The organism is Streptomyces violens (assembly GCF_000717745.1).
GTDB classification, from domain to species: domain Bacteria; phylum Actinomycetota; class Actinomycetes; order Streptomycetales; family Streptomycetaceae; genus Streptomyces; species Streptomyces violens.
In genome coordinates, this window is the sequence record NZ_JOBH01000008.1 from 284,471 (window position 1) to 304,008 (window position 19,538).

A 19,538-nucleotide genomic window follows, 5' to 3' on the forward strand; every position below is an offset into this window, starting at 1 on the left:
AGTACCCGCTAGCCCGCCACCGTCCGCCCCGCCCACGGCGCCCGGGCCGCCGCTCGCAGTGCGCGGCGGCGGCGCAGGCCGGTGAGGTGGTCGAGGTACAGGCCGCCGTCCAGGTGGTCGCACTCGTGCTGCAGGCAGCGGGCGAAGAAGCCGGTACCGGAGATCCGGCACGGCTCCCCGTCCAGCGTGACGCCCTCGACCACCGCCTCGTCGTGGCGCGGCGTGCCGGACTCGATCCCGGGCAGCGACAGACACCCCTCGGGGCCGCGGAGGACCTCGCCGTCCACCGACACGAGCCGGGGGTTGACCACGTGCCCGAGGTGGCGGACGTCCTCGTCGTCCGGGCAGTCGTAGACGAACACCCGCTGCGCGACGCCGATCTGGTTCGCGGCGAGGCCGACGCCCCGCGCCGCGTACATCGTCGCGAACATGTCCTCCACCAGCCGCGCCAGCGCCGGCCCGAAGTCGGTGACCTCCTCGCACGGCGCGTGCAGGGTCGGATCGCCGAGCAGCCGCATGGGGCGGACGCGGCCGGAACTGCCGGGGATGGAGCGGTGTCGCATGGGGGAAAGAGTACGTTCCGGCCGGCGACCAGCGACGTTCCGGTCCGGCCGCCGGCCCGGCCGTCCCGCCCGATACGGCGGCCGACGGGAACCGCCACGCCCCTCTCACGGGTGGTCTGGTTCGGGCCCCGGCGCGGAAATCGATAGGCTGATCCCCAACCACAGCCTCCCGGCCGGCCGGGCCGGTACGGAGGGGCGTTCCACCGGCGGCCCCGGGGGCAGGAGGGCGCCGGATGCAAGGAGGATCTAGGACGATGGCAGGCAACACGGACCCGCTGTCGCCGCGGGCCAAGCTGGCCGTGACGGCGGGCAGGGCCGCGGCGGCGGCGTCGCGCGCGGTGGGCCGCGGCAGCGGATCGGTGATCGGTGGCAAGGTCGCGCTCCGGCTCGACCCCGACCTGCTGGCCCGGCTCGCCCAGCACCTGGACGTGGTCCTGGTGTCCGCGACCAACGGCAAGACCACCACGACGCGGCTGATCGCGGAGGCGCTGCGGGCCAGCGGCCCGGTGGTCTCCAACGCGCTCGGCGCGAACATGCCGGCCGGCATCACCTCGGCGCTGGCCGGGGGTTCGGACGCGAAGTACGGCGTCATCGAGGTCGACGAGAAGTACCTCGCGGGTGTCGCCCGGGACGTCACCCCCAAGGCCATCGCGCTGCTCAACCTTTCGCGTGACCAGCTCGACCGCGCCGCCGAGACCCGCATGCTGGCGGAGAAGTGGCGCGAGGGGCTGGCCGGTTCCAAGGCGCTCGTCGTCGCCAACGCGGACGACCCGCTGATCGTCTGGGCGGCCTCCTCGTCCGCCAATGTCGTGTGGGTCGCGGCGGGCCAGGAGTGGAAGGACGACGCCTGGTCGTGCCCGTCCTGTGGCGGTGTGATGCAGCGCCCCGGGGACGACTGGTTCTGCGGCGAGTGCGGTTTCCGCCGCCCGACGCCGAGCTGGGCGCTCTCCGGCGACCACGTGCTGGACCCGCACGGCTCGGCCTGGCCGATCAAGCTCCAGCTCCCCGGCCGTGCGAACAAGGCCAACGCCACGACCTCGGCCGCGGTGGCCGCGGCCTTCGGCGTGCCCCCGCAGGTCGCCCTGGAGCGGATGTACGAGGTGCAGGCGGTCGCGGGCCGGTACGACGTGGTCTCCTTCATGGACCGCGAGCTGCGGCTGCTGCTGGCGAAGAACCCGGCCGGCTGGCTGGAGACGTTCTCGCTGATCGACCCGCCGCCGACGCCGGTGATCCTGTCCGTCAACGCCCGCGGCGCCGACGGTACGGACACCTCCTGGCTCTGGGACGTCGACTACACCCGGCTCGCCGGCCACCCGATCTTCGTGATCGGCGACCGCAAGCTGGACCTCGCGGTCCGGCTGGAGGTCGCGGGCCTGGACTTCCAGGTGTGCGAGAACGTCGACGAGGCCGTACGGAAGGCACCGCCCGGCCGCATCGAGGTCATCGCCAACTACACCGCCTTCCAGGACCTGCGCCGCCGCGTGGGCAACTGACCCGATCCGCAACGGACAAGGACGAGCAAGCATGAGTGACAACAGCCTGCGTCTGGTGTGGATCTACCCGGACCTGCTGAGCACGTACGGGGACCAGGGCAACGCACTGGTGGTGGAGCGCCGGGCGCGGCAGCGCCGGCTGGACGTCCAGCGCCTGGACGTCCGCTCCGACCAGCAGATCCCCACCTCGGGCGACATCTACCTGATCGGCGGCGGCGAGGACCGGCCGCAGCGGCTGGCGGCCGAGCGGCTGCGCCGGGACGGCGGTCTGAACCGGGCGGTCGCCAATGGCGCGATCGTCTTCTCGGTCTGCGCCGGTTACCAGATCCTCGGCCATGAGTTCATCAACGACCTGGGCGAGCGCGAGCAGGGGCTCGGGCTGCTGGACGTGGTGAGCACCCGCGGCGAGGGCGAGCGGTGCGTCGGTGACGTACTGGCCGACATCGACCCGGAGCTCAACCTCCCGCCGCTGACCGGCTTCGAGAACCACCAGGGCGTCACGCACCTGGGGCAGACCGCCCGCCCGTTCGCGAAGGTACGGTTCGGCAAGGGCAACGGCGTGGGTGACGGCTACGAGGGCGCGTGGAACGACACGGTCTTCGGTACGTACATGCACGGTCCCGTGATGGCCCGTAACCCGCACATCGCCGACCTGCTGATCAAGCTGGCGCTGGACGTGAACGCGCTGCCGCCGGTGAACGACCACTGGTACGAGGCGCTGCGCCAGGAGCGGATCGCGGCGGCTACGCAGCCGGCGTGAGGCGCGAGGCGTAAAGCAACGTTTCGGCGCGAGGCCCCCCTTGCCGTATCAACGGGCGAGGGGGGTTTGGCGTGCCCGGGGTGGGGTGTGGGGAAAGGGGGGAAAGGGGGGCCCGAGGTGACGTTTCGTCTCCTGGGCCCCCCTTGTACTGGGGAACGATCGAGGGGGTGGAGTGGTGCCCGATGCACTCATCCAGGCCGGTCCCGGCCACTCTTCTCCGCTCAAGTGTGGCCGGGACAAGCGCATGTGAGGGCCCTCGTTCCCGTAGTGCGGGCAGGCGCTACGGAGGGGTGCGCCGCGCTTGTAGGGTGTGCGCATCCAACCGGACGACGGGGTCCGGTCATCCGGTTGAGTTGCAGAGGTTTCTACGAGTAATGCGTATTGGTGTACTCACCTCCGGAGGCGACTGCCCCGGCCTGAACGCCGTCATCCGCTCCGTCGTGCACCGCGCCGTCGCCGACCACGGCGATGACGTCATCGGCTTCGTCGACGGCTGGCGCGGCCTGCTGGAGTGCGACTACCGCAAGCTCGACCTGGACGCGGTGGGCGGCATCCTGGCCCGTGGCGGCACCATCCTCGGCTCCTCCCGCGTGCAGCCCGCCCACCTGCGGGACGGCGTCGAGCGGGCCCGCGGCCACGTCGCCGACCTCGGTCTGGACGCGATCATCCCGATCGGCGGCGAGGGCACGCTCAAGGCGGCCCGGCTGCTGTCGGACGCCGGCCTGCCGATCGTCGGCGTGCCGAAGACCATCGACAACGACATCGCGTCGACCGATCTGACCTTCGGGTTCGACACGGCGGTCGGCGTGGCCACCGAGGCGCTGGACCGCCTCAAGACGACCGCCGAGTCGCATCAGCGGGTGCTGATCGTCGAGGTCATGGGCCGGCACACCGGCTGGATCGCGCTGCACTCGGGCATGGCGGCCGGCGCGCACGCCATCGTCGTGCCCGAGCGTCCCTTCGACATCGACGAGCTGTCGGAGCGGGTCGCGGCGCGCTTCGAGGCGGGCAAGAAGTTCGCGATCGTCGTCGTGGCGGAGGGCGCGAAGCCGCGCGCGGGCTCGATGGACTTCGAGGTCGGCGGCAAGGACATGTACGGTCACGAGCGGTTCGCGGGCGTGGCCCGGCAGCTGGCGGTCGAGCTGGAGGGCCGGCTCGGCAAGGAGGCCCGCGCGGTGATCCTGGGCCACGTGCAGCGCGGCGGCACCCCGACCGCGTACGACCGCGTGCTCGCGACCCGCTTCGGCTGGCACGCGGTGGAGGCGGCGCACCGCGGCGACTTCGGGATGATGACCGCGCTGCGCGGTACGGAGATCACGCTGGTGCCGCTGGCGGAGGCCGTCGAGACGCTGAAGACCGTACCGGGTGACCGGTACGCCGAGGTGGAGTGCGTGCTGTAACGGCGCGGTCCGCGACTCGTCCGTACGCGAGCCGCCCCCGGTCACCGTCCGTGCCGGGGGCGGCTCTAGGCTGGTCGCGGAGCATTGGTGCGAATCAGGAGCGAGCGGATGGATCACAGCGGGCACGGCATGATGATGGATCTGCCGCCGTTCACGCTGGGGCGCGGACTGGAGTTCGGCGGCGACGCCTTCTTCCTCGTCGGATGCCTGCTGGGGCTGGCGCTGTACGGCTGGGCCGTGCTGCGGCTGCGGCGGCGCGGCGATGGCTGGCCGGTGAGCCGGATCGTGGCCTGGGTCGTGGGCGTGCTGTCGGTCGCCCTGGTGATGTGCACGAAGCTGAACGACTACGGCATGGCCATGTTCAGCGTGCACATGGTGCAGCACATGGTGATCAGCATGCTGTCGCCGATCCTGCTGCTGCTCGGCGCGCCGGTGACGCTGACGCTGCGGGCGCTGCCGGCCGCGGGCCGTGGCCGCAAGGGCCCGCGCGAGCTGCTGGTGGCGCTGCTGCACAGCCGGTACATGCGGATCATCACGCACCCGGCGTTCACGATCCCGCTGTTCATCGCGAGCCTGTACGCGCTGTATTTCACGCCGCTCTTCGACTTCCTGATGGAGTCGCGGGCCGGGCACATCGCGATGATGATCCACTTCCTCGCCGTCGGCCTGGTCTTCTTCTGGCCGATCATGGGTGTGGACCCGGGTCCACACCGGCCCGGCTATGTGATGCGGATGCTGGAGCTGTTCGCGGGGATGCCGTTCCACGCGTTCTTCGGCATCGCGCTGATGATGGCGTCGGAGACGATGGTGAAGACGTTCCAGCACCCGCCGGCCTCGCTGGGCGTCGACGCGCTGGCGGATCAGCAGGCTGCGGGCGGCATCGCGTGGGCGTTCAGTGAGATCCCGTCGGTGCTGGTGCTGATCGCGCTGGTCTTCCAGTGGTACACGACGGAGAAGCGGCAGTCGGTACGGAAGGACCGGGCCGCCGACCGGGACGGCGACAAGGAGCTGGCGGCGTACAACGCCTACCTCGCGTCGCTGAACGCGCGGAGCCAGGGGTAGCGCCTCTTCGGCACGGAATCCGACGAGAGCTGGCGGTACGGGCCGCGGCCGGGGAACATGTCCCCAAGGCCGCGGCCCGTGGCATATCCCCGTACGGGCGGCCGTGAGGAGGATGCCAGGATGCCCGGATCGGCTAAGGCGATGGCAGGGTGCACGGTGGGCGGGCTGATCCTGGCCACTGCGTACACGGTGGCGGTCGGCAGCAGCGGCTGGCTCTGGTTCGCGTGGGTGGTACTGGCCCTGGTGACGGTGGGAGTGGTGGCCGGGAAGCGGTGGTGACCGGCAGGAGTCGCTGACCGCGCGCGCCGTATGGCCCCGTGGTGTTACGGCCGCCGCCGCACGGTCGCGTGCAGTGGTGTGGCCGGTTGGAGGAGCAGGCCGGCGCGTGGGGTCGGGTCGGTGGGGGGTACGTCGAGGTGGGCGTGTTGGGCGAGGGTGGCGAGTAGCAGGGCTGCCTCGACCTGGGCGAAGCGGGCGCCGAGGCAGGTGCGCCGGCCGCCGCCGAAGGGGTACCACGCGTGGTCCGGTACGGGGTCGGGTGCTTCGGGGTCCCAGCGTTCGGGGCGGAAGCGGGTGGGCTCGGGGAACCAGCGCGGGTCGCGGTGGGTGGTCCACTGGCTGCACCACACGACGGTGCCGGCGGGGATGCGGGTGCCGGCGAGGGTGGCGTCGTCACGGGCGACCGCGGGGATGAGCCAGGCGGGCGGGTAGAGCCGGAGGGCCTCCTTGATGATCTGCCGGGTCCATGGGAGGCGGTCGTAGTCGTCGATGGTGGGCGGGCGTCCGGCGAGGGCCTTGTCGAGTTCGGTGGTGAGCCGCTCGCGGGCCTCCGGTGAGCGGGACAGCAGGTACCAGGTCCAGGTCAGGGCGGTGGAGGTGGTCTCGTGTCCGGCGGCCCAGAGGGTGGCGGCCTCGTCGCGGACCTCTTTGGCGGTCAGCGGCCGGCCCTCTTCGTCGCGGGCCGCCAGGAGCCTGCTGAGCAGGTCGTCGCGGTCCTCGGTGTCGCCGTGCCGCTGGCGGGCGCGGATGAGGCGGTGCACTTCGGCGTCGATGGTGGCGACGGCCCGGAGGAGGCGGCGTCGGCCCGGGGTGCGGATCCAGCCCGGCAGGAAGAGGGTCATGTTGCGCAGTTCGGCGCCGATGCCGTGCTCGGCGACGGCCATCGCCTCGCCGAGCGCCCGGGTCCGGTCGCCGAGGTCGTTGCCGAACAGGGTGCGCAGGACGATGCGCTGGGTGAGCAGCGCCATCTGGTGGCGTACGTCGATGCGGTCGCCGTCCTGCCACTGTGCGGCCGCGTCCTGTGCGCACTCGACCATGGCGGCGGCGTAGCCGCGGACCTGGCGGGGGCGGACGGTGGGCTGGACCAGGGAGCGTTTGCGGCGCCAGTCGCTGCCTTTGCTGAGAATGAGGCTGCGGCCGGTGAGCTGTTTGAAGGCCCAGCCGATCTCGAGGAGCTCGAAGGTGTGCTCCCGGGCGGCGAGGAATTCCGCGATGTGGGTCGGGTGGAAGAGGAACAGGCTGCGTCGCGGTCCGAGGGACCAGGTCACGGCGTCGCCGTACTCGTCACGCAGCCGTACGAGGAAGCCCAGGGGGTCCCTGCCGAAGGCGGGGAGGTTGCCGAGGAGGGGCAGGCCGCGGGGGCCGGGTACCGGCTTCAGGGGGACGGTGGTCATGGATCAGTGCCCGCGGAGTTCGCGCTGTTCGAAGCGGTGGAAGGCGTTCTCCAGGCGCCACTGCAGGTGCGCCTTGCGGGGACCCGGGAGGAATGCCTGTTCCAGTGAGGTCCGGGCGAGGTCCTTCAGCTCGGGGTAGCTCAGGTGGTACGTGGTCGCGGCGCGCTGGTACTCGTGGCTGATGTCGGTGCGGGAGATCCCGGGGTCGTCGGTGGCGAGGGTCACCGGTACGCCGGCCCGGCGGTAGCGCTGGAAGGGGTGGTCGTCCCCGCTGACGCCGAGGATCTGGGCGTTGCTGGTCAGTGGCGATTCGAGGGCGATGCCGTGGTGGGCCATGGTGCGCAGCAGTTCTTCGGCGCCGTCCTCGTGTGCCAGGTCCACTCCGTGGCCGATGCGTTCGGCGTGGCCGGTGTGTACGGCTTCGCGGATGTGGAAGCGCAGGTCGGCGGGTTTGACGAGGCCCGGCGTGAGTTCGCCGGCGTGCAGGGTGATGTGTGCGTGGGGGTACACGCCGTGCAGGTAGTCGAGCATCCGCATGTGGAGCCGGTAGTCGCGGAGGGCGGTTTCGCCGTCCTCCGGGGCGACCAGGTTCACCGCGACGAAGCGCCGGTCGCGCTCGGCCAGCCGCATGCCGACCGCGAGCTGTGTGAAGACCTGCTCGGGCGCCTCGGCCCGGATGGCCTGGGAGATGAAGCGGACGGTCACCCGGCAGCCGGGGGCCGGGGCGTGGGTGTCGCAGTGTGCCGTGCGGCGGAAGACGGCCGTGGCCCGGTCGGCCTCCCGCCGGGCGTCGCGCACCACGCGGTCCAGCTTGCCGCCGGCCAGCAGCTCACGGTGCATCCGGGACAGGTCGGAGTCGTACCCGACGTCGGCGGCCAGCCGGCGCGCGGCGGGCGCGGCCGGGGTGATCATGGTCTCCAGGTACGACTGGTGGTGCGCGGCCGCGGTGCCGGTCACGTCGGCCAGCAGTTCGCCGGTGTGCCGCTCGGTGACCTCGTCGAACTTGTCGAAGGCGGCGAAGAAGTGGTCGTGGCCGGATGCGCCGGGCGGGAGGTCCTGCATCGACCAGGCGCGGATCAGCCGCTGCCGGAAGGCGGGGTCGGTACGGGTGTCGGCGGCGGGCCGGGTGCCGGTGCGGCACGGCGGCGGCAGGGCCGTGTCGGTCCGGTCGATGCACAGCCCGTCCTGCGCGGCGAGGCGGACGAGCAGCTCGGTGGACGCGGCGCCGGTGAGGTGGTTGTGCAGGTCGCCGCCCTTGGGCAGGGCCCGCATGAAGGCGCGCAGCGCCCGCGGGTCGTGCCGGATGGCGTCCAGGTGTGCGTCGACGCGCTGCTCGGCGGGGGTCGTGGGGCGGCCGGCCGGTGGCGGGGTCGCGGCGGCGTCCGGTACGGCGGGCAGGGCTGCCGCGCCCAGGGAGGCGGCGCCCAGGAGGGCCAGTACGGCGCGCAGGCCGGGGCCGGGCGTGGGCTTGGGGCGGGGTGCGGAAGCGCTCCTGCGGAGCCGGTTGCCGAAGATCACGGTGCATCTTCGGCACGCCGGGTGGGCGGGTGCGACCTGACAGGCCGCGGGCGCGGCAAGGCCACCCGGTCGGCACAGCCACGGGCCACGGCGGCCGGTCGGTACAGCGGCGGGTACGGCGGCCTGCTCGGCACAGCCACGGGCGCGGGGCCCGGTGGCTGTACCGATGCGGCGGCCGGGCTCCTACGCCCCCGAGGCGGTCAGCTCGCGCTCGCGTTCCTCCGCGAGTTCTCGCTCGGCTTCCCCGGTGGCTTCCCGGCCGGCTTCCCGGGCGGCGAAGGGGCACTGCCAGTCGGCGGGCTTGGGGCGGCCGGAGTAGCGGCGGGCCTCGGAGAGCTGCTCGTACTCGTACAGGTTGGGGTTGATGTCCCCCTGCAGCTTGATGTCCTGCTTGCGTATCTTGTCCGCCAGCCGGTCCCACATGCCGGCGCCCTTTATCAGGTCGAACTGCTCGTGGGAATTGAAGGCCAGCATCGGGAAGGGAGGCCGGCGGCCCCAGCGGCGGTGTGTCTCGTGCAGACCGATCACGAAGAAGGGATGGCCGGCCACGCTGAACGCGAACTGCCCGGACTGCGGATCGGACGAATAGCCCTCGGCCCAGCGATGGGATTCCGCGTCCTGCTCGTGGAGCAGCTGGAGCTGCTGCCAGAGAAGCTCTTCGAACCGCAGCTCATCGACCCCGCGAGGTTGCTCGAAGGTCGCGATGAAGCTGGTGAAGGTCCGGGGACTCCAGTCCGCCGAGCCGACGAACTCCGCGAGGTCGAACGCCATCAGCCGGGCGGCTTCCGTACTCCCCATCCGGTCGTAGTGCCGGTGGGTTATGCCGCCCCGGCGCCAGGCCGACCGGCCCGCCAGGCAGGCGAACCGCTCCCCCAGGATGAACTCCTCGACCTCGCCACGCGCATCCGCCGTCATGGCCAGCCTTCCTTCCAATTAAGTGCCTCCTCATAGGGAGATCGTTCCGCCGTGTGTACCTGTGACGCCCACCCCGAAGTGGCGGCGCCCGGACCCACGGCGGCTGAGGCAGCCGCGCCGCGTGGGCAGGACCGAGTCCGCTGAGAAAACAGGGAAGGTCGCTCGGTGATTGTGACGGGCCAAGGCCGATCAAAGAAAATCCGCCGGGAAACGGGCGGCGACGAATCGCCCCCATCCCCCTGCAATCGGGTGGTTGTGTGCCGCCGGGAGCCGTCACGGGGCAGGCGTTCCGTGGAAGCGTGCGGACCGATCCAGGCCGAGCCGGGCCGATCCAGATCAGTCCAGATCGGTCCAGACCGCTTCGGACCGAGGAGAGGTGTGGCATGAGTGAGTACGAGCGTTCCCGCACGATGCCGGCGCTGCCCGAGCACGTTTTCGATCAGGCGAGCAATGTGTCGCGGCTCGATTCCTGGCTGCCGGCGGAGCTGCACGTACGGGAGGAGGAGCTGCCGGCCGTGACGGTGCACGAGGACCGTACGGGCGAGGACGCGTCCGCCCTTTTCCGGGCCCAGCCGGATCAACAGCGCCTGGAATGGGGCACCCGGGAGACCGGCAGCTACGCGGGCTGGCTCCAGGTGGCCGGCATCGGGAGCGGGGCGAGCGAGGTGACCATTCACCTGTCCTTCTTCGAGGCGTCCCACGACCCGGGCGGCGAGGCCGTGGAGGCCGCGCTGGACCGGAGCCTGGAGCGGCTGGCGGAGCAGGTACGGCTGCGTGCCGACGGCACAGAAGGGTGAATGATCATGCATCACGACGAGTTCCTGCGCCTGGTGCAGGCAGGGGCCGCGCTCCCCGACCGCGGGACGGCGGAACGCGCGGTACGGGCGACGCTGGAAACGCTGGCGGAGCGCATCCCCGACGGCCTCGCCGAGCATCTGGCGGCGCAGCTCCCGCAGGAGATCGGCGAGCACCTCCGCCGGGTGGTCGCCGCGCACGAGGGCGGGCCCGAGGAGCACCACACGGCGGAGCGGTTCGACCTGACGACGTTCGCCGCGCGGATCGCCTGGCGCGGCGGGGTTCCGGAGGACGCCGCGCTGCAGGAGGCGAGCGCGGTGTTCGAAACGCTGGACGCGGCGGTGGCTCCCGAGCTCAGCGAGAAGCTCGGCAGCGTCCTCCCGCCCGACATCCGTGAACTGCTGCCCGAGAGCCGGATGGACGATCCCTCGTGAAAACACCGGAACTGAACCCGCGTACTGCCGTGATCACCGGGGCGGATTCCGGCATCGGCCGGGCCACCGCCGTACGCCTCGCCGAGCAGGGGCTGGACATCGGCATCACCTGGCACAGCGACCGGGAGGGCGCCGAGGCGACGGCCGAGGAAGTCCGCGGCAAGGGCCGGAACGCGGCGATCGAGCGGATGGATCTCGCGGACCTGCCGGCGGCCGCGCAGGCCGTCGACCGGCTCGCCGAGCGGCTGGGCAGGCTCGACGTACTGGTCAACAACGCCGGCACCGGCACCGCGACGCCCTTCCTGGACATCGATCACGCGACGTTCCAGCACGTGATCGACGTCGACCTAGGCGGCCCCTTCCTCTGCTCCCAGCTGGCCGCCCGGCGCATGATCGACCAGGGGGACGGCGGCCGGATCGTCAACGTCACCAGCGTGCACGAGCACCAGCCCCGGGTCGGCGCCGCCCCGTACTGCGCGGCCAAGGGCGGGCTGGGCCTGCTGACGCAGGTCATGGCCCTGGAGCTCGCCGAGTACGGCATCAACGTGAACGCCGTCGCGCCCGGCGAGATCGCCACCCCGATGACCGGGCAGGAGGACGCGGACGTGACCGTCAAGGACCGGCCCGGCGTCCCGCTGGGCAGGCCGGGCGACGCCCGCGAGGTGGCGGCCGTCATCGCCTTCCTCGCCGGCCCGGACGCGGCGTATGTGACGGGGGCGTCGTGGGCCGTCGACGGCGGCATGCTGCGGATGGGCCCGCAGGCCGGCTCCCACCTCCCGGACCACAGCTGGCGCCGCCCGTAACGGACGGTGCTACGTGGCGCTGCGCTCGCTCTCGTCCCGCAGCTCACGCTCCACGGCGCGGTTGCGGGCGTCGTCCGGGCGGCCGGCCGCGCTGCCGGGCCGGCCCGCCCTGAGCAGCTCGCGCCACCGCTCCGGGCTCCAGTCGGCCGGCCGGGTCGTGGCGATGAAGTGCTGTACCGCGGCGAGGAAGCGGTCCGGATCGGCGGTGAACGGGAAGTGCCCGGCGCCCTCGAAGATCTCCAGGCGGCTGCCGGGCATCGCGTCGTGCGCGCGGTAGGCGTGGCGTACCGGTATCACGCCGTCCCGTGACCCCCACAGCAGCAGGGTGGGCATGCCCTCGGCCAGATAGCACCGGTCCAGCATGGTGATGACCTGGCCGCGCCAGTCGACGACGGCGCGCAGGCTGCGGACGAACGCGCTCCGGGACGCCGCGTCCGGGAGCGCGTCGACCAGCCGGCGCAGGGCCGGCGCGTCCTGTCCGAGGTCCGTGCCGAGGCCCTTGAGCAGCCCGACGACCAGCCGGGTCTGGCAGCGCATCCCGGGCAGGCCGAGCACCGAGAGCAGCGCGGCGGCCACCGGCAGGGACACGGCCCGCAGGACGGGGGTGACCTCCCGGCCCACACCGCCCGCGCTGACCAGCACCAGCCGCTCGGTGCGCTCGGGGAACTGGTACGCGAACTGCATGGCCACCCCGGCGCCCAGCGAGTGCCCGATCAGGGTCGCGCGGTCGATGCCGAGGACGCCGAGCAGGTCGCGGACGCCGTTGGCGTAGGCGGCGACCGAGTAGTCGGCGCGCGGCTTGTCGGAGGCGCCGTGGCCGAGCAGGTCGGGGGCGATCACGGTGTGGTTCCTGGCCAGCGCCGGGAGGATGCCCGCCCAGGTCGCGGAGGAGTCCCCGATACCGTGCAGGAACACGAGGGCGGGGCCACGGCCCGCGAACCGGAAGGCGCGGCGGTAGCCGTGCACCACGTGGTAGCGCAGCTCCACGTCGTCCTGCACGCCCGCCGCCCCCTCCCCTGCCCTCGCCCCGTCTCCCCACTTCTGCGTACGAGCGTAGAAGGTGTAGCTCCCCGACACCGTTACCGGAGCATTTCGCGCCCGCTACGGTCGCGGGTGCACTCGGTGCCGGACCCAGACGTTGGGTTCGACATAGACCGCGTGATCATGGGCGGTGTCGCAGTGCACGGGGACCAGGGCGCCGGGCACTTCGACAGCACCGTCGTGGTCGAAGGGCAGGCCGGTCCAGCTGCGCCACTGGTCCAGGGAGCCGCTGACCGTCATCGACGCCGGGGCGATCTTCTCGATGGTGCCGCCGGCCTTGACGTGCACCCGTAGCCAGGGGTCGGCCGGCAGTCCGTCCGCGCGCCGCCGGCGGATGTAGTCGGCCATGGGGACGTGCGGTACGAGGTGCTTGGCCGTCGGGCGGACGGGGGCCAGCAGCGCGTCGTGGCCCTGCCGGCCGACGGCGTTCCGCAGCGCCTCCAGCATCCGGTAGGACAGCCCGCGGCCGAGGTACTCGGTGTCCACCGTGATCTCCAGCGCACTGGCCGTCGTCGGCGGGCGCCCGTCCCGCCGGTCGTGGAACGACCACCCCAGCACCCGGTCCCAGCCCCGGTCCGGCGTCTCCTCCCGGCCGTCGCGCCCGGCGTCGAAGGGCACGCTCAGCCCGCGCGCCACGACGCGGTCGCCGTCCGTCGCCACCACGCAGTACGCGGGGAAGTCCGCGGCCACCCGGCCCAACAAGGCGTCCGCCACCGGGTCGTGCGGGACGAAGGCCGGCCAGGTGTCGGCGAATTCGTAGAGCCGGGGCAGCAGTGCCGGGCGCTCGGCGAGAGGGGTGATCCGGATGCGGTCGGTGCCTGTCGCAGCGGGGGCGCCGGCGCGGCGGTCGGTGTCGGTCATGGCGCGGACGCTGCCACACGGACACCGCTCCGGCCAGCGCTTTTCCCCGGTCCTGCGTGGCCGGCCGACAAGCGGCTACACGTCCTCGTGGCGCCACCTGGCGGGCGATGCGTCAGGGGCTCCCGAACAGGGAGGAGTTGGAGTGATCTTTTTCCGGCGGTCCCGCCTGAAGGTACGCGCCGTGAAGCAGCAGACGAGGCAGGCCGCCGGCCGCACCACGGAGGCACTGGACGCCCGGCTGCCGGTCGCCGAGGGCGGCGGGCTGCTGCGCAAGCCGTTCCCCGACCACTGGTCGTTCCTGCTGGGCGAACTGGCCCTCTACAGCCTGATCGTGCTCGTGCTGACGGGGGTGTACCTCACGCTCTTCTTCAAGCCCGGCATGCACGAAGTGGTGTACGACGGCTCGTACACACCGCTCTCCGGTGTCCGCATGTCCGAGGCGTTCGACTCCACCCTGCACATCAGCTTCGACGTGCGCGGCGGGCTGCTGATCCGGCAGATGCACCACTGGGCCGCGCTGGTCTTCCTCGCGGCGATCGGCGTCCACCTGCTGCGGGTCTTCTTCACCGGCGCGTTCCGCAAGCCCCGCGAGGTGAACTGGATGATCGGGGTGACGCTCTTCCTGCTGGCGCTGGCGGAGGGCTTCGCCGGTTACTCGCTCCCGGACGACCTGCTGTCGGGCACCGGTCTGCGGATCGCGCAGGGCATCATGCTGTCGCTGCCGCTCGTCGGGTCGTATCTCAGCATGTTCGTCTTCGGTGCGGAGTTCCCCGGGCACGACATGGTCTCCCGGCTGTACGGGGTGCACATCCTGCTGCTGCCGGGGCTGATCCTGGCGCTGGTCACCGTCCACCTGATCCTGGTCTTCTACCTGAAGCACACCCAGTGGGCGGCCCCCGGCCGCACCAACCGCAACGTGGTCGGCAGGCCCCTCGTCCCCCACTTCGCGGCCACATCGGGCGGCCTGTCCCTCATGGTCTTCGGAGTGACGGCGTTCCTCGGCGGGGTGGCGCAGATCAACCCTGTCTGGGTGTACGGCCCTTACCGGCCGGACCAGGCGTCCACCGGCGCCCAGCCGGACTGGTACGTCGGCTTCCTGGAGGGCGCGCTGCGGCTCGTACCGCCGTGGGAGACGACGGTCGCCGGCCACACCCTCATGTGGAACGTGCTGCTCCCGGCCGTGGTGCTGCCGCTCACGCTGTTCGCGCTGCTGTACGCCTACCCGTTCGTCGAGGCGTGGGTGACCGGCGACCGGCGCGAGCACCACCTGTGCGACCGGCCGCGCGACCGGCCCGTGCGCACGGCGCTCGGCGCGGCGGCCGTCAGCGCCTACGCGGTACTGCTGCTGGCCGGCGGGAACGACGTGGTGGCCCTCGCCTTCGGGATCTCCCTCAACGCCCTTACCTGGATGCTGCGCACGGCCCTGATCGTGCTGCCGGTCGCCGTCTTCCTGGTGACCAAACGGCTGTGCCTGGCCCTGCAGGAAGCCGAGCACGAACGGCTTGCCGAGGGCGAGGAGACCGGGCTGATGCGCCAGACGGTCGAAGGCGGTTACGAGGAGGAGCACCGGCCGGTGGGCGAGGAGGAGCGGTACGTGGTGCTGTACGGCAGCATGCCGGCGGCTCCCCCGCTGCCGGCGGCCGGACGCGACGGGTCGGGTGAGGAAGCCGGGGAGGGCGACGGGGCCGGGCGGCTGCGGTCCGCGCTCAGCCACTGGTTCGCGGCGGCCTCGCAGCCGCGCACGGCCTCGCGGGAGTCCGCCCGTCAGCTCCGCGACCGGCCGCCGGACTCCTGACGGCCCTGACGGTCCTGCCGCCCCGCGTACTGGAACACCATCTCGAAGACACCGAGGGCCAGCACACCAGCGCCGAGCAGCGCCAGCCACAGCCCGAAGACCACGCCGAGCGCGATGACCGTGAACCCGGCGGCGACGACGAGGGGCCAGGGGCTGGCGGGCGGGAAGAAGTCCAGCGGCCCGGCGGTGTCGGCCACCTCGGCGTCGCGGCGGTCCTGCGCCCGCCGCCCGCGCCGCCGGTACTGCACGGCCAGGAAGAAGGCGACCAGCGCGGCCATCAGGCACGCGACGATCAGCACGCTGGTGCCCGCGGGGTCGTTTCCGTACCTGCCGTAGAAGCCCGCGGTGACGGCGAAGAAGCCCGCCACCCCGGCGAAGAGAACAGCTTCGGTCTTCATGTGCCCCACCCCTTCTGCGACTTCATGTGTGCCACTCCTTCTCCGGGTGGTGCAGATCAAAGGCGGGCGACTCGGAGCGGATGCGCGGCAGTGCGACGAAGTTGTGGCGCGGCGGCGGGCAGGAGGTGGCCCACTCCAGGGACCGGCCGTAGCCCCACGGGTCGTCGGTGCCGACGCGCGTGCCGTACTTCGCGGTCTTCCACACGTTGTAGAGGAACGGCAGCGTCGAGGCGCCCAGCAGGAACGCGCCGATGGACGAGACGGTGTTCAGGAGCGTGAAGCCGTCGGCCGCGAGGTAGTCGGCGTAGCGCCGCGGCATGCCGTTCTCGCCGAGCCAGTGCTGGACGAGGAAGGTGGTCTGGAAGCCCACGAACAGCGTCCAGAAGTGGATCTTCCCGAGCCGCTCGTCCAGCATCTTCCCGGTCAGCTTGGGCCACCAGAAGTAGAAGCCGCCGAACATCGCGAACACGACCGTTCCGAACAGCACATAGTGCAGATGCGCCACGATGAAGTACGAGTCGGTGAGGTGGAAGTCCAGCGGTGGCGAGGCGATCACTACGCCACTGAGCCCGCCGAGCAGGAACGTCACGAGGAAGCCGACCGCCCACAGCATCGGTGGTTCGAACGACAGCGAGCCCCGCCACATCGTCCCGATCCAGTTGAAGAACTTCACCCCGGTCGGCACCGCGATGAGGAACGACATCAGGGAGAAGAACGGCAGCAGCACCGCGCCGGTGGCGAACATGTGGTGCGCCCAGACCACGGCCGACAGCATCGTGATCGCGACGGTCGCGCCGATCAGCCCGACGTACCCGAAGACCGGCTTGCGGGCGAAGACCGGCAGGATCTCCGTCACGATGCCGAAGAACGGCAGCGCGACGATGTACACCTCGGGGTGGCCGAAGAACCAGAAGAGGTGCTGCCACAGGATCGCCCCGCCGTTGGCCGCGTCGAAGATGTGCGCGCCGAATTTCCGGTCCGCCTCCAGTGCCAGCAGCGCCGCCGTCAGCACGGGGAAGGCGGGGAGCACGAGGATCGAGGTGAAGAGCACGTTCCAGGTGAAGATCGGCATCCGGAACATCGTCATGCCGGGCGCGCGCAGGCACATGATCGTGGTGATGAAGTTGACCGCGCCGAGCGTGGTGGACACCCCCGCCACGACCAGGCCCATCGTCCACAGGTCGCCGCCGGCGCCCGGCGACCGGACGGCCCCGTTCAGCGGCGCGTACGCGAACCAGCCGAAGGCCGCTGCCCCGCCGGGCACCAGGAAGCCGCTCACCACCATCAGGCCGCCGAAGAGGTACATCCAGTACGACAGCGCGTTCAGGCGGGGGAAGGCCACGTCCGGCGCGCCGATCTGGAGCGGCATGACGGCGTTCGCGAACCCCGCGAAGAGCGGGGTGGCGAAGAGCAGCATCATGACCGTGCCGTGGATCGTGAAGAGCTGGTTGTAGAGGTGCTCGTCGGTGATCTGCAGCCCCGGGCGCGCCAGTTCGGCCCGCATCACCAGCGCGAGCAGGCCGCCGAAGAGGAAGAAGCCGAAGGACGTCACCAGGTACAGATTGCCGATCACCTTGTGATCGGTGGTCTTCGTCAGCCGGAGCAGCCGCCTGCCCAGCGGCGGGGCCGGTCGGTACCCCGTCCGCACCGCGCCGTCCGCCAGTTCGGTCACAGCCTCGCCTCCCGGGAACACGCCGACCCAACCGTGCCCGAGTGCCCCGCGCGACGGGGAAAATCCGCCCGGTCGGCGGGACAATTGCTGTGTGGGCAGGGACCGGAAGGTACGGGTGGTACGCGGTACCCGGCTGCGAGCACTGGCGCCGGGGGCGCTGAGCGGGCTGCTCGCCGGGTACGCGGCGCTGGCCGTCGCCGAGCTGGCGTCGGCGGCGGTGGGGCCGCAGGCAGGGCCGGTCGTGGCGGTGGGCGGCGCGGCGATCGACCTGACCCCGGGGCCGGTGAAGGACTGGGCGATCCGCACCTTCGGGACGGCCGACAAGCTCGTCCTCCGGCTCGGCATCCTGGCCGTACTGGCGCTGCTCGCGCTCGCCCTGGGCGTCCTCGCGCTGCGCCACCGGCGGCTCGGCGCGGCGGGCGTCCTGCTGTTCGGCGTGGTCGGCGCGGTGGCCGCGACGAGCCGGCCGGACGCGACCGCGATCGACGCGCTGCCCTCGCTGGTCGGGGCGGTGGCGGGCAGCGGCCTGCTGTACTGGTTCACCGGGCGGCTGCGCGTGCGTACGGCACCGCCGGCCCCGATGGGGGAAGCACCCACGGCCGGCAAGGGCTGGGACCGCCGCGGCTTCCTCCTCGCGGCCTCGGCCGCGGCGGCGGCCTCCACCGGCGTCGGCGCGCTGGGCCGCACGCTCAGCAGCTCGGGCAGGGACGCGCTCGCCTCCCGGAGCCGTATCGTCCTGCCCCCGCCGGCGTCCCCCGCGTCACCCGTCCCGCGGGGAGCCCAGCTGCGTGTCGCGGGCCTCGGCCCGTTCCGCACCCCGACGAAGGACTTCTACCGGGTCGACACGGCGCTCCTCGTCCCCAAGGTCGACGCCACGACCTGGCGGCTGCGTATCCACGGCAAGGGCGTCACCGCGCCGCGGACGCTGACCTTCGACGATCTCCTCCAACGCGACCTGATCGAGCGGGACATCACCCTCGCCTGCGTGTCCAACGAGGTCGGCGGTCCGTACGTGGGCAACGCGCGGTGGATCGGCGTACCCCTGGCGGAGCTGCTCCGGGAGTGCGGCGTCCGGCCGCCGTCGCGGGGCGGCCCGGCCGACCAGCTCGTGGCGCGGTCGGTGGACGGCATGACGATCGGCAGTCCGGTCGAGGACCTCATGGACGGCCGGGACGCGATGCTGGCGCTGGGCATGAACGGCGGGCCGCTGCCGCTGGAGCACGGCTTCCCGGTACGGATGGTCGTCCCCGGCCTGTACGGCTATGTCTCGGCCTGCAAGTGGATCGAGGACATCGAACTCACCACCTTCGACGCCTACGACGCGTACTGGGTCGAGCGCGCGTGGGCCCGCGAGGCGCCCGTCAAGACGCAGTCGCGCATCGACACGCCCAAGGCCGACGCGCGGCCGCGGGCCGGCACGGTCATGATCGCCGGCGTCGCGTGGGCTCAGCACCGGGGCATCGACCGGGTCGAGGTGCGGATCGACGAGGGGCCGTGGCGGCGGGCCGATCTCGCCGCGGAGGACACTCGCGACACCTGGCGCCAGTGGTCCCTGCCATGGCGGGCGACCCCCGGTACGCACACCCTCACGGTCCGCGCCACGGACCGCACCGGAAAGACCCAGCCCGCACACCGCACTCCGCCCGTTCCCGACGGGGCGACGGGCCACCACTCGGTGGTCGTCACCGTCGAGTGAGGTGCCCGGGCTCCCTCGGAGCCCGGGTCTCAGCCGTCGAGTACGCGGTCGGTGTCCAGGCGGGTGAGGAGTTCGGGGTGGTGGAGTTCCGCCAGCGGGGCCAGCAGGTCCGGGTGGCGCAGGAGGGCGGCGGCTTGCTGCTCGTGGGCGTCGGGCGAGACCAGGCGGCGGAATTCGGCCGGTGTCCCGGACATGTGCCAGGAGTCAGCGAGGGCGGTCACCGCGGCTTCGGCCAGTGCCGGCGTGCTGAGCAGGGCCGCTGCCCAGCTCGCGACGACCTCGTCCACCCACGACCGCCACGCGCTCTCCGCCTCGTCGTCCGGCCCGGCGGCGTCCGCGCCGGGGACGTCCGCACCCGTGAGCCAGTCGAGACGCCCCGAGCCGCCCGGGCCGGTGACCGAGACCAGCGCGGCGTCCATCGGCGTCGGGTAGCGCAGCCACGCCGCGACGGTCACCGCCTGCCGGGCCTGCGCCTCGGTTAGGGCAGCGCTCATCGCGCCGCCGCTCGACGGATACGCGCACGTCAGCCACTGGGTCGTCGCCGATATCAGCGGGGAGAGGTCTGTGGGCACCGATGAGCCCTCCGAGTCGGTGAGGGGGCAGGCCGCACAGAACGTTACCCATCGGCACTCTCCGGATAAATGGCGCAGGTCACGACG

Annotated in this window: 19 protein-coding genes; 10 read left to right on the forward strand and 9 right to left on the reverse strand. The window is 72.1% G+C overall.

Annotated elements, in window-relative coordinates; genetic code table 11:
• Window positions 1-8: 8 nt before the first annotated feature.
• Entirely contained in the window at window positions 9-563 is a 555-nt protein-coding gene (gene def, locus IF04_RS0117455) for a peptide deformylase (protein ID WP_030257813.1), read from the reverse strand.
• A 254-nt stretch (window positions 564-817) separates the two neighbouring features.
• On the opposite strand from def, the gene IF04_RS0117460 reads away from it, so the two are divergent.
• The 5 genes from IF04_RS0117460 to IF04_RS39095 all read left to right on the forward strand — a co-directional run bounded on the left by IF04_RS0117460 (window position 818) and on the right by IF04_RS39095 (window position 5,557).
• Entirely contained in the window at window positions 818-2,056 is a 1,239-nt protein-coding gene (locus tag IF04_RS0117460; RefSeq protein ID WP_030257815.1) for a Mur ligase family protein, read from the forward strand.
• A 31-nt stretch (window positions 2,057-2,087) separates the two neighbouring features.
• The gene (locus IF04_RS0117465; RefSeq protein WP_030257816.1) at window positions 2,088-2,816 is read left to right on the forward strand and encodes a type 1 glutamine amidotransferase; all 729 of its coding nucleotides are present in this window, start codon (window positions 2,088-2,090) and stop codon (window positions 2,814-2,816) included.
• Window positions 2,817-3,190: 374 nt separating this feature from the next.
• Window positions 3,191-4,216, forward strand: a complete 1,026-nt coding sequence (locus IF04_RS0117470) for a 6-phosphofructokinase (RefSeq protein WP_030257817.1) — start codon at window positions 3,191-3,193, stop codon at window positions 4,214-4,216.
• Between the two features lie 108 nt (window positions 4,217-4,324).
• Window positions 4,325-5,278: a cytochrome c oxidase assembly protein gene (locus tag IF04_RS0117475; RefSeq protein WP_030257820.1), complete on the forward strand. Its 954-nt coding sequence runs from the start codon at window positions 4,325-4,327 to the stop codon at window positions 5,276-5,278.
• 120 nt (window positions 5,279-5,398) lie between these two features.
• A complete protein-coding gene (locus IF04_RS39095; RefSeq protein ID WP_030257823.1) occupies window positions 5,399-5,557 on the forward strand; it encodes a hypothetical protein in 159 nt (52 codons plus the stop codon).
• A gap of 44 nt (window positions 5,558-5,601) precedes the next feature.
• Here IF04_RS39095 and IF04_RS0117485 read toward each other — a convergent pair whose 3' ends face one another.
• The 3 genes from IF04_RS0117485 to gntA form a co-directional block, all read right to left on the reverse strand.
• Window positions 5,602-6,951, reverse strand: a complete 1,350-nt coding sequence (locus IF04_RS0117485) for a cytochrome P450 (RefSeq protein WP_030257825.1) — start codon at window positions 6,949-6,951, stop codon at window positions 5,602-5,604.
• Window positions 6,952-6,954: 3 nt separating this feature from the next.
• Window positions 6,955-8,469, reverse strand: a complete 1,515-nt coding sequence (locus IF04_RS0117490; protein WP_425428426.1) for an adenosine deaminase family protein — start codon at window positions 8,467-8,469, stop codon at window positions 6,955-6,957.
• A 183-nt stretch (window positions 8,470-8,652) separates the two neighbouring features.
• The gene (gene gntA, locus IF04_RS0117495; RefSeq protein WP_030257829.1) at window positions 8,653-9,384 is read right to left on the reverse strand and encodes a guanitoxin biosynthesis heme-dependent pre-guanitoxin N-hydroxylase GntA; all 732 of its coding nucleotides are present in this window, start codon (window positions 9,382-9,384) and stop codon (window positions 8,653-8,655) included.
• 383 nt (window positions 9,385-9,767) lie between these two features.
• Between gntA and IF04_RS0117500 the strand changes: the two genes are divergently transcribed.
• From IF04_RS0117500 to IF04_RS0117510, 3 genes are read left to right on the forward strand one after another with little or no spacing between them, the layout of a single operon-like run.
• Window positions 9,768-10,181, forward strand: coding sequence for an SRPBCC family protein (locus IF04_RS0117500; protein WP_030257832.1), 414 nt, complete (start codon window positions 9,768-9,770; stop codon window positions 10,179-10,181).
• Window positions 10,182-10,187: 6 nt separating this feature from the next.
• Window positions 10,188-10,613, forward strand: a complete 426-nt coding sequence (locus IF04_RS0117505; RefSeq protein ID WP_030257835.1) for a DUF2267 domain-containing protein — start codon at window positions 10,188-10,190, stop codon at window positions 10,611-10,613.
• On the forward strand, window positions 10,610-11,416 hold the full coding sequence (locus IF04_RS0117510; RefSeq protein WP_078600416.1) for an SDR family oxidoreductase: 807 nt from the start codon (window positions 10,610-10,612) through the stop codon (window positions 11,414-11,416). The genes IF04_RS0117505 and IF04_RS0117510 overlap by 4 nt, the downstream gene beginning before the upstream one ends.
• Before the next feature lie 9 nt (window positions 11,417-11,425).
• Here IF04_RS0117510 and IF04_RS0117515 read toward each other — a convergent pair whose 3' ends face one another.
• Both IF04_RS0117515 and IF04_RS0117520 read right to left on the reverse strand, forming a co-directional pair.
• On the reverse strand, window positions 11,426-12,415 hold the full coding sequence (locus IF04_RS0117515; RefSeq protein ID WP_030257842.1) for an alpha/beta fold hydrolase: 990 nt from the start codon (window positions 12,413-12,415) through the stop codon (window positions 11,426-11,428).
• 102 nt (window positions 12,416-12,517) lie between these two features.
• Window positions 12,518-13,318, reverse strand: coding sequence for a hypothetical protein (locus IF04_RS0117520; protein ID WP_051831325.1), 801 nt, complete (start codon window positions 13,316-13,318; stop codon window positions 12,518-12,520).
• 145 nt (window positions 13,319-13,463) lie between these two features.
• Here IF04_RS0117520 and qcrB point away from each other — a divergent pair, with 145 nt between their 5' ends.
• Window positions 13,464-15,113 carry a cytochrome bc1 complex cytochrome b subunit gene (gene qcrB / locus IF04_RS0117525; RefSeq protein ID WP_483855319.1) on the forward strand — a complete coding sequence of 550 codons (1,650 nt, stop codon included), beginning with the start codon at window positions 13,464-13,466 and terminating at the stop codon, window positions 15,111-15,113.
• On the opposite strand, the gene ctaF is transcribed toward qcrB, so the two are convergent.
• A complete protein-coding gene (gene ctaF / locus IF04_RS0117530; RefSeq protein ID WP_030257853.1) occupies window positions 15,083-15,511 on the reverse strand; it encodes an aa3-type cytochrome oxidase subunit IV in 429 nt (142 codons plus the stop codon). The genes qcrB and ctaF overlap by 31 nt on opposite strands.
• Window positions 15,512-15,533: 22 nt before the next feature.
• On the reverse strand, window positions 15,534-17,159 hold the full coding sequence (ctaD, locus tag IF04_RS0117535) for an aa3-type cytochrome oxidase subunit I (protein WP_078600438.1): 1,626 nt from the start codon (window positions 17,157-17,159) through the stop codon (window positions 15,534-15,536).
• A gap of 115 nt (window positions 17,160-17,274) precedes the next feature.
• On the opposite strand from ctaD, the gene IF04_RS0117540 reads away from it, so the two are divergent.
• Window positions 17,275-18,879, forward strand: coding sequence for a molybdopterin-dependent oxidoreductase (locus IF04_RS0117540; protein ID WP_051831327.1), 1,605 nt, complete (start codon window positions 17,275-17,277; stop codon window positions 18,877-18,879).
• A 29-nt stretch (window positions 18,880-18,908) separates the two neighbouring features.
• Here IF04_RS0117540 and IF04_RS0117545 read toward each other — a convergent pair whose 3' ends face one another.
• On the reverse strand, window positions 18,909-19,451 hold the full coding sequence (locus IF04_RS0117545; protein ID WP_030257863.1) for a hypothetical protein: 543 nt from the start codon (window positions 19,449-19,451) through the stop codon (window positions 18,909-18,911).
• Window positions 19,452-19,538 lie beyond the last annotated feature (87 nt).

What these genes read in the sequence shown, in the direction of transcription:
- def (WP_030257813.1), bottom strand. Translation starts at nt 563, where the DNA reads ATGCGACACCGCTCCATCCCCGGCAGTTCCGGCCGCGTCCGCCCCATG.
- IF04_RS0117460 (WP_030257815.1), top strand. Translation starts at nt 818, where the DNA reads ATGGCAGGCAACACGGACCCGCTGTCGCCGCGGGCCAAGCTGGCCGTG.
- IF04_RS0117465 (WP_030257816.1), top strand. Translation starts at nt 2,088, where the DNA reads ATGAGTGACAACAGCCTGCGTCTGGTGTGGATCTACCCGGACCTGCTG.
- IF04_RS0117470 (WP_030257817.1), top strand. Translation starts at nt 3,191, where the DNA reads ATGCGTATTGGTGTACTCACCTCCGGAGGCGACTGCCCCGGCCTGAAC.
- IF04_RS0117475 (WP_030257820.1), top strand. Translation starts at nt 4,325, where the DNA reads ATGGATCACAGCGGGCACGGCATGATGATGGATCTGCCGCCGTTCACG.
- IF04_RS39095 (WP_030257823.1), top strand. Translation starts at nt 5,399, where the DNA reads ATGCCCGGATCGGCTAAGGCGATGGCAGGGTGCACGGTGGGCGGGCTG.
- IF04_RS0117485 (WP_030257825.1), bottom strand. Translation starts at nt 6,951, where the DNA reads ATGACCACCGTCCCCCTGAAGCCGGTACCCGGCCCCCGCGGCCTGCCC.
- gntA (WP_030257829.1), bottom strand. Translation starts at nt 9,384, where the DNA reads ATGACGGCGGATGCGCGTGGCGAGGTCGAGGAGTTCATCCTGGGGGAG.
- IF04_RS0117500 (WP_030257832.1), top strand. Translation starts at nt 9,768, where the DNA reads ATGAGTGAGTACGAGCGTTCCCGCACGATGCCGGCGCTGCCCGAGCAC.
- IF04_RS0117505 (WP_030257835.1), top strand. Translation starts at nt 10,188, where the DNA reads ATGCATCACGACGAGTTCCTGCGCCTGGTGCAGGCAGGGGCCGCGCTC.
- IF04_RS0117520 (WP_051831325.1), bottom strand. Translation starts at nt 13,318, where the DNA reads ATGACCGACACCGACCGCCGCGCCGGCGCCCCCGCTGCGACAGGCACC.
- ctaF (WP_030257853.1), bottom strand. Translation starts at nt 15,511, where the DNA reads ATGAAGACCGAAGCTGTTCTCTTCGCCGGGGTGGCGGGCTTCTTCGCC.